Raw genomic sequence first — 17,396 nt, 5'->3', positions numbered from 1 at the left:
CCCGCCCGAAGGGCAGCTCCCCATTGAGGATGCCGTCATAGATGCGTTCGGTGTACAGCCGCAGTTCGCCCCAGCGTGGGCAGTCCAGCGAAAGTGGCAGGTTCCGGGGCGACGAAATCGAGGCCAGGATCACCTGCTCGTACCGCAGCAGCCCGGTCCAGCGGATGGACGCTTCGATCGGGCGATAGAACACCTTTGATGTGGGTGCATCATTCTTGTTCTCTTGCATGCTCCGTCTCCTTCCAGGAGAAGAACTACATGGCCGACTCCTTTGCCGCCGACCTCATGGCCGGCGTGTTGTTGTCTGTGCAGGAAGCGAGCCCCAAGGGCGGCTTCGTCATTGGGCTTGAGTACCTCTTACCAGTCGGCGCTACTGGTAGCCGTCGTGTGCTCGATGTGTAAAAATTCATCGATTAGAAGGTCGAGCATCAGGACGCAGGCTCGACAGTGACGCTCACGCTATCAGGGTCGTAAGAAGTTGCGGCCCCTGCAAAACCGTCTGGGTATGGCCTGATATGCCAACGGTCTCAAGGGGTGCGAAGGGGATGGCAATCGTCATCCAACGTCCAGCCGGACGCAGCGAATGCGCTCCCGTCATGCTCATCCCGGCATCCTGATATATCCATAAAGAATCGCGCGCCGACGCACCATGGCTAGGGTGTGCGTTCTTCCGGCGTGGCTTGCGCAGATGGGCGCCGCGATGTGCGGTGCGCGCCTTTCCACCGTGGCATCCGAACTGCCCCGACATCGGAAGCCTGCTGCCTAGTCGGCATCGCGGTGAAGACGCAGAAGCAGAGAACGGGATATGGGTGGCTAGTTCGAGTCCACGCGGATGGCGATGTGCGGGGTGCGGGTCTGGTGCGCGGAGTGTGCGTCTCTGGACGTCGATGGATTTCTTTGGACGAACTTGTTGCCGGGGACGAAAAACAAGGCTACAATTGAGGTCTTCGCTGGCCACCTCGGCGAAGAAAGTGTTCGGGAAACAACGACTTACGCGCTTAGTAAACGTCTCGTTTCCCGCTCCAAATACCCCGCAAAAAAGGGAAGCCACGCTTCCCTTTTTTGTGCCCGGTGTGCATCGTCATGCGCCCAGCCATGCGTGGTCCAATAGTCCATTGACCCAATAGCAAACAAGGGCAAACAAGGCAAAGCAGGGCCTAACCCCAGGCAGGCTACGCCGGGGCGAGCGCTGCGGCGCCTAGCAGTTTTGCGTACGATCACCCCAGTCTTCGCGCAAAAGCCAAATCACCCGGCGGGGTGGCAGAGTGGTTATGCAGCGGCCTGCAAAGCCGTCTATGCCGGTTCGATTCCGACCCCCGCCTCCAAGTTCAGCATGCGCAACTGCCAGCCCGGATGGCGAAATGGGTAGACGCAGCGGACTTAAAATCCGCCGCTTTCCTGAAAAGGGGCGTGCGGGTTCGACCCCCGCTCCGGGCACCACGGTGCTATGCGGCCCTGCTGATGAAAAACAAGGCTCGTCAACCGATGGGCATGCTTTAGGGCCTGTTCACCCCATTTCTGCACCCGCGTTGCCCCCAGACGGGGCGTCTGGAGGCAACCCTGCGGGCCGGGGGTCTGGGCGGCGCACTGCCACGTTGCAGTCCGCTTGTGGTGGAGACCACCACGGGGCGCAGCCTGCGCCTCGCATTGCCTCCGCCCAGACCCCCGGCGCGGGTGCAGAAATGGGGTGAACAGGCCCTAGTCGCAATGACCCGATAAGATGCGGTCATGCGAATTCTCCTAGCCAACGATGACGGGTATCTGGCCCCCGGTCTTGCCGCGCTCTACGAGGGGCTGCGGGCGCACTGGGATGTGACGGTCATCGCGCCCGAGCAGAACGCGAGCGCGGCATCGAATGCGCTCACCCTGAACCGGCCGCTGTCGGTCTATACCGCCAGCAATGGTTTTCGGTATGTCAACGGTACGCCGTCGGATTGCGTGCATATCGCGCTGACGGGCCTGCTCGATTACCGCCCGGATCTGGTGGTGAGCGGGGTGAACAATGGGGCCAATCTCGGCGATGACACCATTTATTCAGGCACCGTGGCCGCCGCGACCGAGGGCTATTTGTTCGGCATTTCCGCCTTGGCCGTCTCGCTGACCGAAAAAGGCTGGAGGCATCTGGACACGGCGGTCGCGGTGGCGGTCGAAGTGGTGGCCAAGCTGGCCGAAGACCTGCCGCAACAGGCGCAGTTGCTGAACCTGAACGTCCCCAGCCGCCCTTTGAGTGAACTCGGCGGTGTGTATGTGACGCGCCTGGGCAAGCGGCATCCGAGCCAGCCCGTGGTGGTGCAGAAGAATCCTTACGGCGACACGATCTATTGGATCGGCGGAGCCGGCGCGGCGCTGGACCAGCAGGCGGGCACCGACTTCGACGCCATCGCACAAGGGTGCGCTTCGCTCACACCGCTGCAACTGGATTTGACGCACCATGCGCAGATTCAGACCTGTGCCGCCCGGTTCGAGAAGCGAGGCGATGCATGAGTGCGGGCAGCAAGTCACCGCAGCGCTTTGTGCACTGGCCTGCACGTCAGACGGTGGATGCCGCGCCGAATCAGGCGCCTTCAACCTCACCGCCGCTTAGGGGTGAGCAGGGGCGGGCGCGAACTGCTTCAATGCCCGCTTCAATGCCCATCTCTCGCGCAGTCCAAGCGCGCAGCGCAGCGCAGGGGCCATCGCGCTGCCTGCCGCGTCAGGCCGGGCTCGACTCGGACGCGGTGCGCCGCGGCATGGTCGACAAACTGCGGCAGTTTGGCGGCTTTGACGAGCGGGTGCTGCAGGCCTTGCAGGAGGTGCCGCGCCATCATTTCGTCGATCCGGGTCTGGCCGCCCAGGCCTATCTCGACAACGCACTGCCCATAGGCTATGAGCAAACCATCTCCAAGCCCTCGGTCGTGGCTCGCGGTCTGGATGCAGCGCTCAGGGCCCTGGCGCCGCGTGCCAATCTGGGCAAGGTGCTCGACATCGGCACAGGCTGTGGTTACGCCGCGGCTGTGACGGCGCGGATTGCCACAGAGGTCTACAGCGTCGAGCGCATTCGTGCCTTGCACGATCTGGCGCGCAACAATCTGCGCGCGCTGCGGGTGCCAAACCTGCGTTTGATTCTGGGCGACGGCATGCTGGGATGCCCGCAGGGCGCCCCGTTCGATGCGATTGTGTCGGGTGCTGCGGCGCTGACCTTGCCGCAGGCCTGGCTCGATCAGTTGGCGGTGGGCGGGGTGCTCATTGCGCCCATCGGCGATCCGCAGCAACTCCTGCTGTACCGCAAACGCTCCGCCACCAAGTTGGATGTGCTGCCGCTCGAAGGCGCCAGATTCGTCCCCTTAAAATCCGGTTTGACCTGAGAGGGTGCGAACCAATCCGCCATGACCGCTCATCTCGCCCAAAGCGTTCCCTGCAGCGTTGCAAATGCGCGCCGTGCCGACGGGCACGGCTGTGCTTTGCGCCTTGATGGAAACCCTTTGGACGCACTGCTCGACCACGCCGGATTCATTCACACCCTCTGAATCGACATCGCCCATTGACATTGTCACCATGCGGATTGCCCTGCTCGCTCTCATTCTTTCTGCCGCTGCCGTGCTGGGCGCCTGCTCTTCGGTGCCGCTGGCTCCCGTGCCGGTCGAGTCCAAGACCTTCCAGGATGTCGGCCCGGTCTATGCGCCGCCCGCACCTGCCACGGTGGCCGCGGCGCCCGCAGGCATCGCGACAGCCGCGTCGTCGTCCCTGGCTGGGCAGCCGGGGTATTACACGGTGCAGCCCGGTGATACCTTGCGGCGCATCGCCCTGCAGTACGGCACGACCTGGCAGAACCTGGCGCAATGGAACGATCTGAGTGATCCCAATGTGATCGAGGTCGGTCAGGTGCTGCGTGTCGTGCCGCCGCAGGGCGCAACACAGGCGGCCGGTGCGACGACGCCTGCCGCCTCGGCGCCGCCGGTCGCGGGTGCTGCGCAGAGCTTTGCCGTCACACCACAGGCGCCTGTGGCCTCGGCCACTGCTGCACCCCCGGCGCCCGTCGCCTCGGCAAGCCCGGCGCCCGCGGGTCCTGCGGTCATGGCCGGCAATCTGGCCACAGCGACGCATGATGGCATCACCTGGTCGTGGCCGGCCAGTGGCAAGATCATTCAGGGCTTCAATGGCACGACGAGCAAGGGCATCGACATCGCCGGCAATCTGGGCGACCCGGTCTACGCGGCGGCGGCGGGGCGGGTGGTGTATGCCGGCTCGGAGTTGCGCGGCTTCGGCAAGCTCATCATCATCAAGCACAACGCGGATTACATCAGCGTATACGCGCACAACAATGTCATGCTGGTAAAGGAAAACGAGGCGGTGAAGCGTGGTCAGAAAATCGCCGAAATGGGTTCGACTGATGCGCCGCGCGTCGAACTCCACTTCGAAATCCGGCTGCGCGGCAAGTCCGTCGATCCGATCGGGCTGCTGCCCAAGCAATAAGCCTGAACGCCTGCATGCCGCGCCATTCCAAGCAGGTTTCCGCTACGCCCGCCGAACAGGGGGCGTCTGCCTCAGCGCAGGCGGATCGCGCAGTTCGCCCCACTCGACAGGTCGACGCACAAACCGGGCAAGCCATCGCACAAGACAGCCCCGCTGCGCCCCCCGCGCAAGCTGCGCCGGCGCCGACAGGCCTGCCCTGTCCGCCCGCGTCGATCGGCGCCATCGACGACGAGTCGGGCGTCAGCGCCCTGCAGTCCTATCTCAACCATATCCGGGCCAAGCCGCTGTTGACTCCCGAAGAGGAATTCAATACGGCGACCCGCGCCAAAGCCGGGGATTTCGAGGCGCGTCAGGCGATGGTGGAGCACAACCTGCGGCTGGTGGTGAGCATCGCCAAGGCTTATGTCGGCCGCGGCGCGGCTCTGGGCGACTTGATCGAAGAGGGTAACCTCGGGCTGATTCATGCCATCGAGAAATTCGAGCCCGAACGCGGATTTCGTTTCTCCACCTATGCGAGCTGGTGGATTCGCCAGAGCATCGAACGTGCGCTGATGCTGCAGGTGCGCACCATCCGCCTGCCGGTGCATGTCATTCGTGAGCTCAATCAGGTGTTGCGGGCGCGCAAGCACCTGGAACAGGCGGCTGACTACCGCGGGCAATCCTCCGACGAGGATGTGGCCGCGCTTCTGGGGCGCAGTCCAGAGGAAGTCGCCGATCTGCTTGCCCTTGCCGAGCAGCCGATTTCGCTCGATGCCTTGCGCGAGACGCAAAACGGGGAGAGCTACGCTGACCAGTTCGCAGACCAGGATGCGCTGAGCATGGAAGAGCAGACGCAGATGCGCGAAATCGAGGCCCTGGTTGAATCCTGGGTGGGCGCGCTGTCCGAACGGGAGCGCGAAGTAATCGAAGCGCGCTTTGGCTTGCACGGACGCGAGCTGGAGACGCTGGAATCGCTGGCGCAGCGCTTGGGCCTCACGCGCGAGCGCGTGCGCCAGATCCAGCAGGAGGCCTTGCTCAAGCTCAAGGGACGTCTCGCTCGCAATGGCGTGGACCGGGGTTCAGTGCTTTAGAGACCTGCCACAGGCCATGATCCGCACCCCCATCGTCACCTTCGATATCGAAACCATCCCCGACCCTGCCGCCTTGCGCGCCGCAGGTCTGGCCGATGCCGATCTCGATGACCACGCCGCTGTGCTGCAGGCGCAGGCGCAGCGCCTGGAAAAGACGGGCAGCGATTTTCTCCCGATCCATTGTCAGCGCGTGCTGGTGATTTCGTGCACCTTTCGCCATCACGAAGGGCTGAAAATCCACTCCTTCGTCGATCGCGGCGGGCAGGAGGGCAGGGTGGTGCAGGGTTTTTTCAACATCATCGAAAAACATGCGCCCCAGCTCGTGTCGTGGAACGGCGGCGGCTTCGACCTGCCGGTGCTGCACTACCGCGGTCTGGTGCATGGCGTGACCGCACCCAAATACTGGGACATGGGCGAAGAGGATCGCGAGATGAAGTGGAACAACTACATCTCCCGCTATCACACCCGCCATCTCGACCTGATGGACCTGCTCGCGCTCTACCAGCCGCGCGCCAACGCGCCGATGGATGTGCTGGCCAAACTGTGCGGCTTTCCCGGCAAGCTGGGCATGGACGGCAGCAAGGTCTATGAGGCGTGGAGGGCCGGGCAGACGGGTGACATCCGCCGCTATTGCGAAACCGATGTCATGAACACCTACCTGCTGTATTGCCGCTATCAGCTCATGCGTGGGGCCCTGTCCGCGAATGAGTATGCCGACGAGATCGACCTGGTGCGGCATACCCTGGGCACCCTCGCGGCGCAGGAATCACATTGGCAGGAATACCTCGCTGCCTGGCCTGACCAACCTCTTTGAAAGAGCCTTCAAGGTTGTCATCACGCGGCTTTCATCTGTTGCGCATCTGTTCCAATAGGCGGATGGAACAACGACTCGAATGGTTGCAGATCGACAGCCTGGATCTGCAGGCCCGCGGCGTCGGGCGCAGCGAGAACGGCAAAGTGGTGTTCGTCGACTATGCGCTGCCCACAGAGCGGGTGCAGACGCGCATCACGCGCAGCAAGCGCAACTGGGAATCGGGTGAGGCCGTGGCCTGGGCCAACACGGCCAGCAGCCGGGTGACGCCGCGCTGCCCGCATTTTGGCGTCTGTGGGGGCTGCAGCATGCAGCATGTCGATCCCGCGGCGCAGTTGGCGTTCAAGCAGCGCATTCTCGAAGACGATTTCTGGCACTTGAGTCGCCTGAGGCCGCAAACCCTGCTGCGGCCCATTGCCGGGCCGAACTGGGGCTATCGCGCCCGCGCGCGGTTGACCGTGCGGCTGGTGCCGAAAAAGGGTGGAGTGCTGGTCGGCTTTCATGAAAAGGGCTCCAGCTATGTGGCGGACATGCGCAGTTGCGACATCTTGCCCAAGGCGGTTTCCGATTTGTTGCTGCCTTTGCGCGAGCTGATTGCGGGCCTGTCCCGACCTGAACGCGCGCCGCAGATCGAACTGGCGATGGGCGATCGGGTGACTGCGCTGGTGCTGCGACACCTGGAGCCCTTGACCGATGCCGATCGGCAGCGACTGCGCGACTTTGGCCGCAAGCACGGCGTGCAATGGTGGCTCCAGCCCAAGGGGCCCGATTCGGTGGTGCCGCTCGACGACGATGTCGAACCTCTGAGCTATGTCCTGCCGGAATTCGGCGTCGTCATGCCGTTTCGCCCCACCGATTTCACTCAGGTGAACCCGCAGATCAACCGCGTGATGGTGGCGCGGGCCTTGCGTCTGCTCGGTGCCCGGCGCACCGACCGGGTGATCGACTGGTTTTGCGGTCTGGGCAATTTCACCCTGCCGATCGCCACGCAGGCCCGGCAGGTGCTGGGCGTGGAGGGCAGCGCCACGCTGGTGGCCAGAGCGCTGGACAATGCCCTGTACAACGGCCTGCAGGACAGGGTCAGTTTCACCGCCCGCAACCTGTTCGAGATGAATGCGGACGATCTGCGCGCCTACGGCGAGGCCGACCTGTGGTTGGTGGACCCGCCGCGCGACGGCGCGCTGGCGCTGTGCAAGGCGCTGGCCGAGGCGGTGAATGGGCCGTTGCACGCTGATGAGAAACAGGCTGTGGAGAATTCACAGGCGATGCCCGAGCACGCCACGCTGCCCGAACCGTTCAGGCCCCCGCGCCGCATCGTTTATGTGTCCTGCAATCCGGCCACCCTGGCGCGCGATGCCGGTCTGCTGGTGCATCAGGCCGGATACACCCTGCGCGCCGCCGGGGTGATGAATATGTTTCCTCACACCGCGCATGTGGAATCGATGGCGGTGTTCGAGCGCGATTGAGTTTGACGCGCCCATGAACAAAACCTGCCCATAACAAAACCCACCCATAAAAAAGCCCGCATTCGCGGGCGTTTTGCAAGGGGCCAGCTTCGCTTACCGACGCCCGCCGCCGCTGAAAAAGCTCAGAATGGACAGCAGGTTGACGAACACGTTGTAGATGTCGAGGTAGATCGCCAGCGTGGCGGTGATGTAGTTGGTTTCACCGCCGTTGATGACGCGCTGCACATCGATCAGCATGAAGGCCGAAAAAATCACGATGGCCACGACCGAGAAGGTCAGCATCAGCGCGGGCAGTTGCAGCCAGATGTTGGCGATGCCCGCGAGGATGAGCAGGATGACGCCGACGAACAGCATTTTCGCCAGTCCCGACAGATCACGCTTGACCACATTGGCCAGCGTGGCCATGGCGCCGAAAATCACTGCCGTACCGCCGAAGGCCAGCATGATGAGCTGCGGGCCGTTGCCCATGCCCAGCACGAAGCCGAGCATCTGCGACAGCATCACGCCCATGAAGAAGGTGAACAGCAGCAGCAGGCCGACACCGGTGCTGGAATTCTTGGTGCGCTCGATGGCGAACATCAGGCCGAAGGCGCCGACCAGAAACACGATCATGGTCAGCCCGGGGCTTTGCATCATCGCCAGGTTCAGGCCGGTGGCCATGCCCAGCCAGGCGCCAAAAACCGTCGGGATGAGCGACAGGGCCAGCAGCGAATACGTCTGGCGCAGCACCTTGTTGCGCACTGAAACCGCGCCGCCGGGTTGGGCATAGAGGGTGTAATCGCGTTGTTCATTCATGGCAAAACTCCGTTCCTGGAAGTGGACGCTGTTGTTCAGACTAACACAGGCCAAATACGTTCCACCACGTGCATTTCAATCCCCCACGCATGAATTTGCAAGTCATGTGAGTGCGGTTTAAGCCCAGGTTCAGGCCGTCAGGCCGTCAGACCGGTTGCGGCGTGCTGCCGTAGGCGGTTTGCAGGCGTTCGAGCGCGCTCGCCAGGGTGATTTGGTGATTCTGCGGGCCGTGGACGGCGATTTTTTCCGCTCCGAGCACATTGCCCAGGCGCGCGCTGTCGGTCAGACTCCAGCCTTTGGATAGACCGAACAGCAAACCGGCGCGGAAGGCGTCGCCGCAACCCGTGGGGTCGAGCACTTGGTGGGCGGGTACGCCGGGAATGTCGATGACGCTGCCGCCCCCCTTCCAGATGCGGCAGCCGTGCTCGCCGCGGGTGACGACCACCCCGCGCACCTGGGAGGCGATGTGCTCCAGGCTCCAGCCGGTGCGCTCCACCAGCAGTTCGGCCTCGTAGTCGTTGACGGCCACCCAGCTCGCCTTGACGATGAAATCGCGCAGTTCGGCGCCGTCGAACAGCGGCATGCCCTGGCCCGGATCGAAGACGAAGGGAATGCCCGCCGCGGCAATCTGCGCCGCATGGTCGATCATGGCGGCGCGGCCGTCCGGTGCGACGATGGCCAGATCGACCCCGGCGTCCAGCGGCACCGGCAGCTCGTGCGCCCGGCCCATCGCCCCGGGATGGAAGGAGGTGATCTGGTTGTTGTCGCGGTCGGTGATGATGTGCGCCTGCGCGGTGAAACTGTCGGCCAGTTGGCCGACGTAAGTGCGCGGAATGTGCAGCGCGTCGAGACGGTCGAGATAGCTCTGACCGTCCGCCCCCAGCGCGCCGAGAATCAGCGGCTTCCCCCCCAGCAGCGCCAGGCTGTAGGCGATGTTGCCCGCGCAGCCGCCGAACTCGCGCCGCATCGTCGGCACCAGAAAACTGATGTTGAGAATGTGCACCTTGTCGGGCAGGATGTGCTCGGCAAAGCGGCCGTCGAAGGTGGTGATGGTGTCGAACGCGAGCGAACCGCAGATCAGGGTGGACATGAGGTTCAGCCTTCGAAGCGCAGCGCGGGGAAGAGAATGACGTCGCGGATGCTGGGCGCGTCGGTCAGCAGCATGACCAGCCGGTCGATGCCGATGCCGCAGCCGCCCGCAGGCGGCATGCCGTATTCGAGCGCGCGGATGTAGTCGGCGTCGAAATACATGGCTTCGTCGTCGCCGGCTTCCTTGGCCTGCACCTGTGACTGAAAACGGGCGGCCTGGTCTTCGGGGTCGTTGAGTTCGGAGAAGCCGTTGGCGATTTCACGTCCGGTGATGAACAGCTCGAAGCGCTCGGTCGTGTTCGCATCGGCATCGCAGGCGCGCGCCAGCGGCGACACTTCCAACGGGTAATCGACGATGAAGGTCGGCTCCCACAGCAGATGCTCGGCCACCTCCTCGAACAGCGCCAACTGCAAGGCGCCCAGCCCCATGCCCTTGAGCTTGTGCGTCGGCAGCTCGGTGCCCAGGCGGCGCAACTCGCCGCGCAAGAAACCGTCGTCGGCCAGTTGTTCGTCGGAGTAATCGGGGGCGTGTTTCTGGATGGCCTGCGTCAGGGTGAGCCGCGCAAACGGCGCGCTCAGATCCAGCGTGCGGCCCTGGTGCGTGAGCGTGGTCGTGCCGCAGGTGATTTGCGCGGTATTGCGGATCAGCGCCTCGGTGAAATCCATCTGGTCGCGGTAGGTCCACCAGGCGGCGTAAAACTCCATCATGGTGAACTCGGGGTTGTGCCGCGGGCTCAGACCCTCGTTGCGGAAATTGCGGTTGATCTCGAACACGCGCTCGAAGCCGCCGACCAACAGGCGCTTGAGGTACAACTCGGGGGCGATGCGCAGATACATCTGCTGATCGAGCGCGTTGTGATGGGTGACGAAGGGCTTGGCCGCGGCGCCGCCTGGAATGGGGTGGAGCATCGGCGTTTCCACCTCCATGAAGCCGGCGGCCAGCATTTCGCTGCGCAGCGTCGCAATCGCCTTGCTGCGCAGCGCGAAACGCTCGCGCGATTCGGGGGTGACGATCAGATCGACATAGCGCTGGCGGTAGCGCATTTCCACGTCTTCCAGGCCATGAAACTTGTCGGGCAGGGGACGCAGCGACTTGACCAGCAGCCGCACCTGCTCGGCGCGGATGGTCAGCTCGCCGGTGCGCGTCTTGAACAGCACGCCTTCGCAGCCGATCCAGTCGCCCAGATCCCAGTGCTTGAAAGCCGCGTGCGCTGCTTCGCCGGTGATGTCGTTGGAGACGTGGATCTGAATGCGCCCCGTTGCGTCCTGCAAGGTGGCGAAGCTGGCCTTGCCCATGATGCGCTTGAGCATCATGCGGCCCGCCACCCGCACGCGCACTCCCGCCGCTTCGAGCGCTTCGGGCTCGTCACCTCCGTGTTGCGCCTGCAGGCTCATGGCCTGATGCGCAGGTTTGAAATCGTTGGGATAGGCGGGCGCCGTACCGCGTAGCGCAGCGAGCTTGGCGCGGCGCTCGGCGATGAGGTGGCTATCGTCGGTGACGGGCGGGTGAGGGGCGTCGGTATTCATGCGGGATGGGGCTCGGGGCTGGCCACGATGTCGAAGGAGGGCGGACAGCGCAGGCGGCTCACGCGCCGCATCACGCTTTCCACGCCAAACCGACCGATTCTAGCCACCGCCCCAGGCGTTGCCGGTTCCGAGCCACAAGCCGAGCCAGAACAGGCCGATCAGAACGAATTGAGCCGCCACATTGGCCCAGCCAAACGCCCACTGCGCTCCGGCAAATCCGGCGACGATCTTGCTCACCGCGTTGGTCGTCAGGGCCAAGCCGATGGCGAGCAAGGCCTGCCAGGGCGAAAAAGCGCCGTTGGCCGCCATTTGCGCGGCAGAAGCAGCGGCTGCATGTGCATCGGCAAACCCCGCCATGCCCGTCGCCGCCAGCGCGGCATCGCTGCCCAGCATACGTCGCGCCCATTCGGCGGCCAGCAGCACGCCCGCCAGAACGGCGGCAAACAACAAAGCCTGCAGCGGTTGAAACGGACGGTGTGCCGCCAGCTCAGACGAAGTCGAATCTCCCGTAGCGCCAAGCCTCCGGCGCCAGGTCGCCCCTACAGCCAGCAACGCCCCCGCCCCGTACAGGCCGACTGCCGGCAGCAGGCCGGGAAGCAAAGCCGGTTCGAGCAATGCGACGAGCAGGCTCAACTCCACCACGGTGGCGACATTCGACAGCAAGGCCGCCCGCAGGCAATCGCCCTGCATGGCGACATTCAGGCGTGCGCGCTGCGCCATGCTGGCAATGGTGGCCGTGCTGGAGACAAATCCGCCAGCCAGCCCGGAAAGCGCCAGGCCCCGCTGGCTGCCGAAGGCGCGCACGGCGATATGCCCCATCGACTCAATCGCCATGACCAGCACGGCGAGCAGCCACAGGGTGTGGAGATTGAGCCCCGCCAGCCAGTCGATGGGCTGATCGGGCAGCAAAGGCAGCACGACCAGCGCCGCCGTGGCCAGCAGCAGGCCCGATTCCATCTCCTTCGCGCTCAACACATGGCGCGCGAATTCGTGCAGCATGGTTTTGGCCGCCAAAATACCGGCAACGACCACGCCCAAGCCAGCAGCCCAGCCGGGGGATTGCTGAGCGAGTGCGCCGATCAGCACGGTGAGCAGCAGGGCGAATTCGGTGGTCAACCCGGGGTCGCTCTGCCGGGTGTGCAGATAACCGGCCAGGGTCAGCAGGGCGAACGCGCCGATGCTCACCGCGACCGCGGCGGCGCCGATCGCTCCCGCGACCGCTCCGGCAAGCGCCGCCAGCACAAAGCTGCGCAGCCCTGCGGGCGATTCGGGCGGCTGGCTGCGCTCGCGCTCGATGCCGATCAGCAGACCGACGCCGAGCGCGGCGGCCCAGGGAAGGAGGGTTTCGAGAGGAAGCATCTAAAAAAACATCCTCTGCACGGGGGGAGGGATGGGGAGGGAAGGATCGAGGTGAATCAAATAGTTATCTCACCATCCTAACCTCGCCCGCAAGCGGGGGGAATTTTTCTGGTTCGACTCCTGGGAGCCTGTCGGACTTGAGGATCGCGGGCTGCAAATGGACGTTGGGACGTTGCGGCGCCCCGCGGCAGCGGCTTCGCCCCATAGCTTCGGCCATGGGGCTGCAAATCCGCCGCCACATGGCATCCACACCGCCCATTTTCGCTTTCCGCGCCCCAAGCCCGACAGGCTCCCAGGCGGGCGTGAGTGGGCATTATTTCCAGCAGTCGGCAGTCGAAGTGGTGTTTCCCGAATTGCCTTGCACACCCAGATTGTTCAGGGTGTAGGTGCCGCAAGCGTCGCCGGTTTGTGAGCCAGTGGGGACGGCTTGCAGGGAATAGGCGTTGCCGCCACTGACCACGCTGACCTGGTAATAAGGATCAGAACCGCTGGGTACAGTGACCGTGGCAGCCGAATAACCCAGAGAGGTCGCGACGGATGGATACGCGTTGTTCATCGTGTAATAGCGCTCCTCCCGGCTGGCCATTTCCATCAAGGTCGATTTGGCGACGCTGCGGTGTGATTTCATGACATATTGCCGGTAAGACGGAATGGCAACCGCGGCAATGATGGCCGCAATGGCCACCACGATCATCAGCTCGATCAAGGTGAAGCCAAAATGCCTCAGTTGCGGGGTCATCGGTTTGTTCATGGTGTTATCTCAGTTGTATCCAGGAGATTCGCCCGCCGGGGCCGGTGCCGCCCAGGGTTCTTTGCTGGTTGAAAACGATGCCGCCGCTTTGTTGATTGAGGATGGCGAAAGTTTTGCCTTGATCGCGGATGATGCCTACGCTGCCTGTGGCGCCCAGGCCGATGCCCATGATGGGCTGGCCTTCATAGTCAAGCTTGTTGTTTTTATCGGCGAAAAAGTTGATGCCTGTGTTGTTGACGGTGAAGAGTCCCCCACTTGCCGGGTTGAACGCCATGGTGAAGCCCGAGGCGGGCGTGATATTGCACATCAACCCAATCCCTGCGGAGGGAATGCTCGTGTTGAGTTGCAAGGCGCCGTTGAGCAGGACGGGGTTGTAAATCACGCGCTCACCCGACGCAGGCAGATCGACATACCAGCCGTATTGTGAACTGCTGACCTCGTTATTGCTCAGGCTGCGGTAAGACAGGCCATCCTGCGTGCCCAGATCGATGATCGTCTGCTGCTGCAGATTGCTCCGGCCCAGCGAGGCGGGCGTGGAGGCCCAGGCCGCATACTTGACCGACGACTTGCTATTCCAATTGGCCATATCGCCGTCCCAGATGCCATAGACCGTCTGCGTCTGCCGACCATCGAGGTCGGTCTGGGTCAGCGAAGAGCCGGTGCCGAACATCACCATCACGCGGGGGTCTCCCGAAGATTGCGGCACCGAGGCCACGGCGAGCTGGGTGGTGATGGGCTGCGCAGTGCCGCTGGCGTCCTTGGCGCTGTAGAGCGGCTGCGCAGGCGCAGTCCAAGCCGACGAGCTGGATCCGGTGACATCGACGCGCCACACATGGCCGTAAAGATCGGCGGCATACAGATAGTCGGCAATCCTGTCGCCGTCGAGATCTGCTGCGCTGACGTAGGCGACGCCGTTGGCTTTTTGATAGGTGTTGCCGTTGGCGTCCACTGCATCGACCGGTCCGGCGAGTTGGATTTTCTTGATTTGCCAATCGCCTGTGCTCGGATCGATCAGGGCGATGAAAATCGAGGCATTGCCCGAAGGGCTGTTGTAGCCGTTGCCTGCGATGACGGCCCATTTGCCGTCGTGCATGCGACGAATGATCGGCGTGCCGAAGGTGTCGCCCAGATCGTTGCTGCACGAACCGTCGGAGACGCCACACAATGCGTCGATATTGCCGGGGTTGACCTCGGCCTTGACCAGCGACGTGGGGTTGGAGGAAGAAAACTGCGATGGATCGGTGATGTCCAGCGCGTAAAAGCCGCGCCCACCCGCGCCCAGTCCGCCGACCAGCCAGGTGTGCCAGGCATTGTCAAAGAACAGGTCGCCCGTGCCCGGCGTGGCATTGACGTAATACTGGTGCACGTAATTGGGCGAGGCGTAGTTGCCTATGGTGCTGGCGAGCACCGAGGGGAAGTAGGCCAGCACTTCATGGCCGTCATTGTTTGCCGCATCGAAATCGCCGTTCGCATCATTACTCCCGGCGCGAAAACCGTGCACCAAACCGTCATTCGCGCCGACGTAAACGATATGTTCGCGCTGCGCTTGGGCGGTCTGGAAGCTGGCATAAGACGTTTCCGGGCCAGTGGTTCCACTGAGCAAGTCTTTGATGTTCGTGCCGTAACCATAGCTGGGCGCGCCGACCCACAAGGGGCTGGAATCGACGATGTCGCCCAGCACGCCGGTGCGCTTGCGATACGTGCTGCCTTCCAGGGTGCGGGAGCCCGCCAAATAGGCCGCAAGGTTGCTGTCCAGCCCGGTGGAGCTGGCGTCGAACACCGCGCCGGCGTTGTTGTGCCAGGTCAGCAGCACGCGGCTGGTCTGGGGCGTGACCTGTGGGCTGTTCTGCATCGACGGGCAGGCGCCGCCGGTGAGCACGCACGAGGCGTTCCAGTTGGCATACTGCCCCTGCGCCAGCCCGCCGTTGGTGGTGCGCACGATGGGGTAGGCCAGCAGCTCGCCCCACCAGCCGTTGGGGTGATAGAGCGCGGCGAAGGCCTGGGTCGTGGTCTTGTATTCGCCCGCCGGCTGGGCGCTGACCGCCGCCGAAGTGCTCGACGCCACGCGGTTGGCGATGTCGGACAGGGTGGTGGTCAGCGCGCTGGCAAACGCACTGGGGTCTGCGGCGCTGAGATAGCCGCCGCGGGTGTCCAGACCGGCGTGGGCCAGATCGTCGATGCGATACAAGGAGCCACTGCTCGGGTTGGGCCAGGCGGTCGTGCCAGCGAGCATCTGCGGCAGATCGCTGGTGCCGTTCACCCCCAGGCCCACGCCGAACATCACCATATGCTGCCAGAAGGCCGGGTCCTGGCTGTTGGTCGGCACGTCATTGGGCAAGCCGGTCTGGATGTCGTTTTTCCAGAATTTCATGGCATTATCGGCCAGGGTGTCGGAATACGTATCGGTATAGGGTGCCACTGCGGCATAGGTATAGCTCTGCCCGCCCGGGCCGGTAATCGTCGATCCCGCCGTGCCGTCCTGGTTGCCTGTGCCGCTGCCGTCGCCATTCCAGTCGCCATCGGTGGCGAAAAGCAGATAGTTCTGGCGGCAGCTCAGGTTTTGCAGCATCTCGGCTTCGCTGGTCACGCCCGCAGCATTGAGCGCAGTGCGTTCGGCATCCCGCGCTCCCCAGGGAGCGGATTGATTGGGCGCTTGAGATAGCCACTCGCCAATGTTGTACACCGCAATCCGCGACGGCGTGCCCTGAGTAGGAATAGGGGTTTGAAACAGGCGCTGAAGAAAATTCTGCCTGACGTCGAGGTTGAACTCATGGACGGTTGAATATTGAACCTTATCGGGTCCGTCCGCCATGTCGTTGAGCAGGGCGAAATTGACACGGAAATTCTCCGGCAGTTTCATGAAAGCCTGGCTGACCCCGGCGCGGGCGAGCAGAATATGCGAGCGGTCATATTGATACCAGTTGGCGAAATTCTGGATTTCCTGCGCATAAGTGCGCACGACCATGCTACCGTCGCCGTTGACATGCACATAGCAGGCCGCGGCATCGGCGCCGCAGGTGATGCTCTGCCCTTCGGGGTTGGTATAAGTGCCGCTGGTGGCGATATAGGTGCGATAGGGAGCAGGGCTGGCGGGCAGCGCGGGGGGCTGGGTGCAGGCGGTCAGGGTTGTGTTGCCGGTTGGATTGCCCGATGAATCATAGGTCGGGGTGGTGGCCGAATAGGAAGCGGCGGGGCAGATCTGGATGCGCTGGTAATTGTCGATTTCGCTCAGATTGCTGTCGCTGGGACTGGTGACGGGCTGGGAGCCGAAATAATTGAAATAAGTCGCGGGCCAGAAACCTGTGGTCTGTGCATATGTTTTCCGCCTAGTCGAAGCGATGGTGTTCGGGTAGCGGCCAGGCCACCAGCTATAGCCAGAGCCGGTGCGAACAAGCCACTGTGTACTGGCGTAACTGGCGCCGATATAGCCATTGTCAGCGGTGTTGTCGTTGGCATTATCGGAATCATTCCAGTGAATCAATGAGCGCCAGCCTTTGCCGGTGTCGTATGGATTCAGATAGGCCTTGTTGGGATCGGCATTGGGGAAAAGCCATAGTTTTTCTTCGTCGTTCCATTGGCAGGAGCCGAGATCGCTGGGGGGCATGCCGTTGGTGCCGCTTGGCGGATGACTGGGGTCTTCAGGATAGGCCGCGCAGGCCCAGGGGAGGTAGGTGACTGCCGGGTTGTAATAATTGGGATTGACTGCGGCTGCACGAAACTGCGCGGCATAGATATTGTCTGATTCAAAACCTGGAATGACGTCTTGATAATTCTGGATTCCATACACCACGGAAAATCCAATGGGGAACCCGTAGTTGAAGGATTCGATCGACCCGTTCGTTCCCAGATATTCCCATTGCATCGACCCCGAGTCGTCGAGCATGAAGGTGAGATTGGGCGCGATGCTCTTGAAAGAACTGGTCGGCGGGGCCTGCAGCAGGTCGAGCGGGGTCGCAGCGAGCGCGGCACCAGCGGAAAATGCCAGGCAGGACAGGGCGAGCAGACTGGATGTCAACCGCGATGAGGCCCAAACCGCAGGTTTTGATAAAAGGCGTTTCATGATGAAGCTCCCTGAT

The 17,396-nt window shown here is 63.2% G+C and carries 13 protein-coding genes, 2 tRNA genes and 1 pseudogene; 9 read left to right on the top strand and 7 right to left on the bottom strand.

Annotated elements, in window-relative coordinates; all coding sequences use genetic code 11:
• Positions 1–229 (bottom strand): annotated as a pseudogene (locus RBR52_RS12205) (hypothetical protein); the annotation flags it as partial.
• A gap of 29 nt (positions 230–258) precedes the next feature.
• Between RBR52_RS12205 and RBR52_RS12200 the strand changes: the two are divergent.
• The 9 genes from RBR52_RS12200 (at position 259) to rlmD (ending at position 7,799) form a co-directional block, all read left to right on the top strand.
• Positions 259–402: a hypothetical protein gene (locus tag RBR52_RS12200; RefSeq protein ID WP_177257309.1), complete on the top strand. Its 144-nt coding sequence runs from the start codon at positions 259–261 to the stop codon at positions 400–402.
• An 849-nt stretch (positions 403–1,251) separates the two neighbouring features.
• A tRNA-Cys gene (locus RBR52_RS12195) sits at positions 1,252–1,325 on the top strand.
• Between the two features lie 22 nt (positions 1,326–1,347).
• Positions 1,348–1,440: transfer RNA gene (locus RBR52_RS12190), tRNA-Leu, on the top strand.
• Between the two features lie 288 nt (positions 1,441–1,728).
• A complete protein-coding gene (gene surE / locus RBR52_RS12185; protein WP_320377543.1) occupies positions 1,729–2,484 on the top strand; it encodes a 5'/3'-nucleotidase SurE in 756 nt (251 codons plus the stop codon).
• 143 nt (positions 2,485–2,627) lie between these two features.
• Complete coding sequence (locus RBR52_RS12180; RefSeq protein ID WP_413818322.1) at positions 2,628–3,344, top strand: protein-L-isoaspartate(D-aspartate) O-methyltransferase; 717 nt, start codon at positions 2,628–2,630, stop codon at positions 3,342–3,344.
• 190 nt (positions 3,345–3,534) lie between these two features.
• Complete coding sequence (locus RBR52_RS12175; RefSeq protein ID WP_320377541.1) at positions 3,535–4,452, top strand: peptidoglycan DD-metalloendopeptidase family protein; 918 nt, start codon at positions 3,535–3,537, stop codon at positions 4,450–4,452.
• Positions 4,453–4,466: 14 nt separating this feature from the next.
• Entirely contained in the window at positions 4,467–5,522 is a 1,056-nt protein-coding gene (gene rpoS / locus RBR52_RS12170; protein ID WP_320377540.1) for an RNA polymerase sigma factor RpoS, read from the top strand.
• Positions 5,523–5,538: 16 nt separating this feature from the next.
• Positions 5,539–6,336, top strand: coding sequence for a 3'-5' exonuclease (locus RBR52_RS12165; RefSeq protein ID WP_320377539.1), 798 nt, complete (start codon positions 5,539–5,541; stop codon positions 6,334–6,336).
• Positions 6,337–6,398: 62 nt separating this feature from the next.
• Positions 6,399–7,799, top strand: a complete 1,401-nt coding sequence (gene rlmD / locus RBR52_RS12160) for a 23S rRNA (uracil(1939)-C(5))-methyltransferase RlmD (RefSeq protein WP_320377538.1) — start codon at positions 6,399–6,401, stop codon at positions 7,797–7,799.
• Positions 7,800–7,892: 93 nt separating this feature from the next.
• Here the strand turns inward: rlmD and RBR52_RS12155 are convergent, their stop codons facing one another.
• The 6 genes from RBR52_RS12155 to RBR52_RS12130 all read right to left on the bottom strand — a co-directional run bounded on the left by RBR52_RS12155 (position 7,893) and on the right by RBR52_RS12130 (position 17,380).
• Complete coding sequence (locus tag RBR52_RS12155; RefSeq protein ID WP_320377537.1) at positions 7,893–8,594, bottom strand: Bax inhibitor-1/YccA family protein; 702 nt, start codon at positions 8,592–8,594, stop codon at positions 7,893–7,895.
• A 145-nt stretch (positions 8,595–8,739) separates the two neighbouring features.
• Positions 8,740–9,684 (bottom strand): carbohydrate kinase family protein, encoded by a 945-nt coding sequence (locus RBR52_RS12150; RefSeq protein ID WP_320377536.1) that lies wholly within the window; start codon positions 9,682–9,684, stop codon positions 8,740–8,742.
• A 5-nt stretch (positions 9,685–9,689) separates the two neighbouring features.
• Positions 9,690–11,210 (bottom strand): lysine--tRNA ligase, encoded by a 1,521-nt coding sequence (lysS, locus tag RBR52_RS12145; RefSeq protein WP_320377535.1) that lies wholly within the window; start codon positions 11,208–11,210, stop codon positions 9,690–9,692.
• A gap of 99 nt (positions 11,211–11,309) precedes the next feature.
• Positions 11,310–12,569 carry an MgtC/SapB family protein gene (locus tag RBR52_RS12140; protein ID WP_320377534.1) on the bottom strand — a complete coding sequence of 420 codons (1,260 nt, stop codon included), beginning with the start codon at positions 12,567–12,569 and terminating at the stop codon, positions 11,310–11,312.
• A gap of 313 nt (positions 12,570–12,882) precedes the next feature.
• Positions 12,883–13,320, bottom strand: coding sequence for a type IV pilin protein (locus RBR52_RS12135; RefSeq protein ID WP_320377533.1), 438 nt, complete (start codon positions 13,318–13,320; stop codon positions 12,883–12,885).
• A 4-nt stretch (positions 13,321–13,324) separates the two neighbouring features.
• A complete protein-coding gene (locus tag RBR52_RS12130) occupies positions 13,325–17,380 on the bottom strand; it encodes a pilus assembly protein (protein ID WP_320377532.1) in 4,056 nt (1,351 codons plus the stop codon).
• Positions 17,381–17,396 lie beyond the last annotated feature (16 nt).

Source organism: Thiomonas sp. (assembly GCF_034007205.1).
Lineage (GTDB): Bacteria > Pseudomonadota > Gammaproteobacteria > Burkholderiales > Burkholderiaceae_C > Thiomonas.
This window is presented reverse-complemented; position numbering and strand designations above follow the sequence as displayed.

Bases quoted from the DNA above. Each gene is read 5' to 3' on its own strand.
- RBR52_RS12200 (WP_177257309.1), top strand. From the start codon at position 259: ATGGCCGACTCCTTTGCCGCCGACCTCATGGCCGGCGTGTTGTTGTCT.
- RBR52_RS12180 (WP_413818322.1), top strand. From the start codon at position 2,628: ATGCCCATCTCTCGCGCAGTCCAAGCGCGCAGCGCAGCGCAGGGGCCA.
- rpoS (WP_320377540.1), top strand. From the start codon at position 4,467: ATGCCGCGCCATTCCAAGCAGGTTTCCGCTACGCCCGCCGAACAGGGG.
- rlmD (WP_320377538.1), top strand. From the start codon at position 6,399: ATGGAACAACGACTCGAATGGTTGCAGATCGACAGCCTGGATCTGCAG.
- RBR52_RS12135 (WP_320377533.1), bottom strand. From the start codon at position 13,320: ATGAACAAACCGATGACCCCGCAACTGAGGCATTTTGGCTTCACCTTG.
- RBR52_RS12175 (WP_320377541.1), top strand. From the start codon at position 3,535: ATGCGGATTGCCCTGCTCGCTCTCATTCTTTCTGCCGCTGCCGTGCTG.
- RBR52_RS12165 (WP_320377539.1), top strand. From the start codon at position 5,539: ATGATCCGCACCCCCATCGTCACCTTCGATATCGAAACCATCCCCGAC.
- RBR52_RS12140 (WP_320377534.1), bottom strand. From the start codon at position 12,569: ATGCTTCCTCTCGAAACCCTCCTTCCCTGGGCCGCCGCGCTCGGCGTC.
- lysS (WP_320377535.1), bottom strand. From the start codon at position 11,210: ATGAATACCGACGCCCCTCACCCGCCCGTCACCGACGATAGCCACCTC.
- RBR52_RS12130 (WP_320377532.1), bottom strand. From the start codon at position 17,380: ATGAAACGCCTTTTATCAAAACCTGCGGTTTGGGCCTCATCGCGGTTG.
- RBR52_RS12155 (WP_320377537.1), bottom strand. From the start codon at position 8,594: ATGAATGAACAACGCGATTACACCCTCTATGCCCAACCCGGCGGCGCG.
- RBR52_RS12150 (WP_320377536.1), bottom strand. From the start codon at position 9,684: ATGTCCACCCTGATCTGCGGTTCGCTCGCGTTCGACACCATCACCACC.
- surE (WP_320377543.1), top strand. From the start codon at position 1,729: ATGCGAATTCTCCTAGCCAACGATGACGGGTATCTGGCCCCCGGTCTT.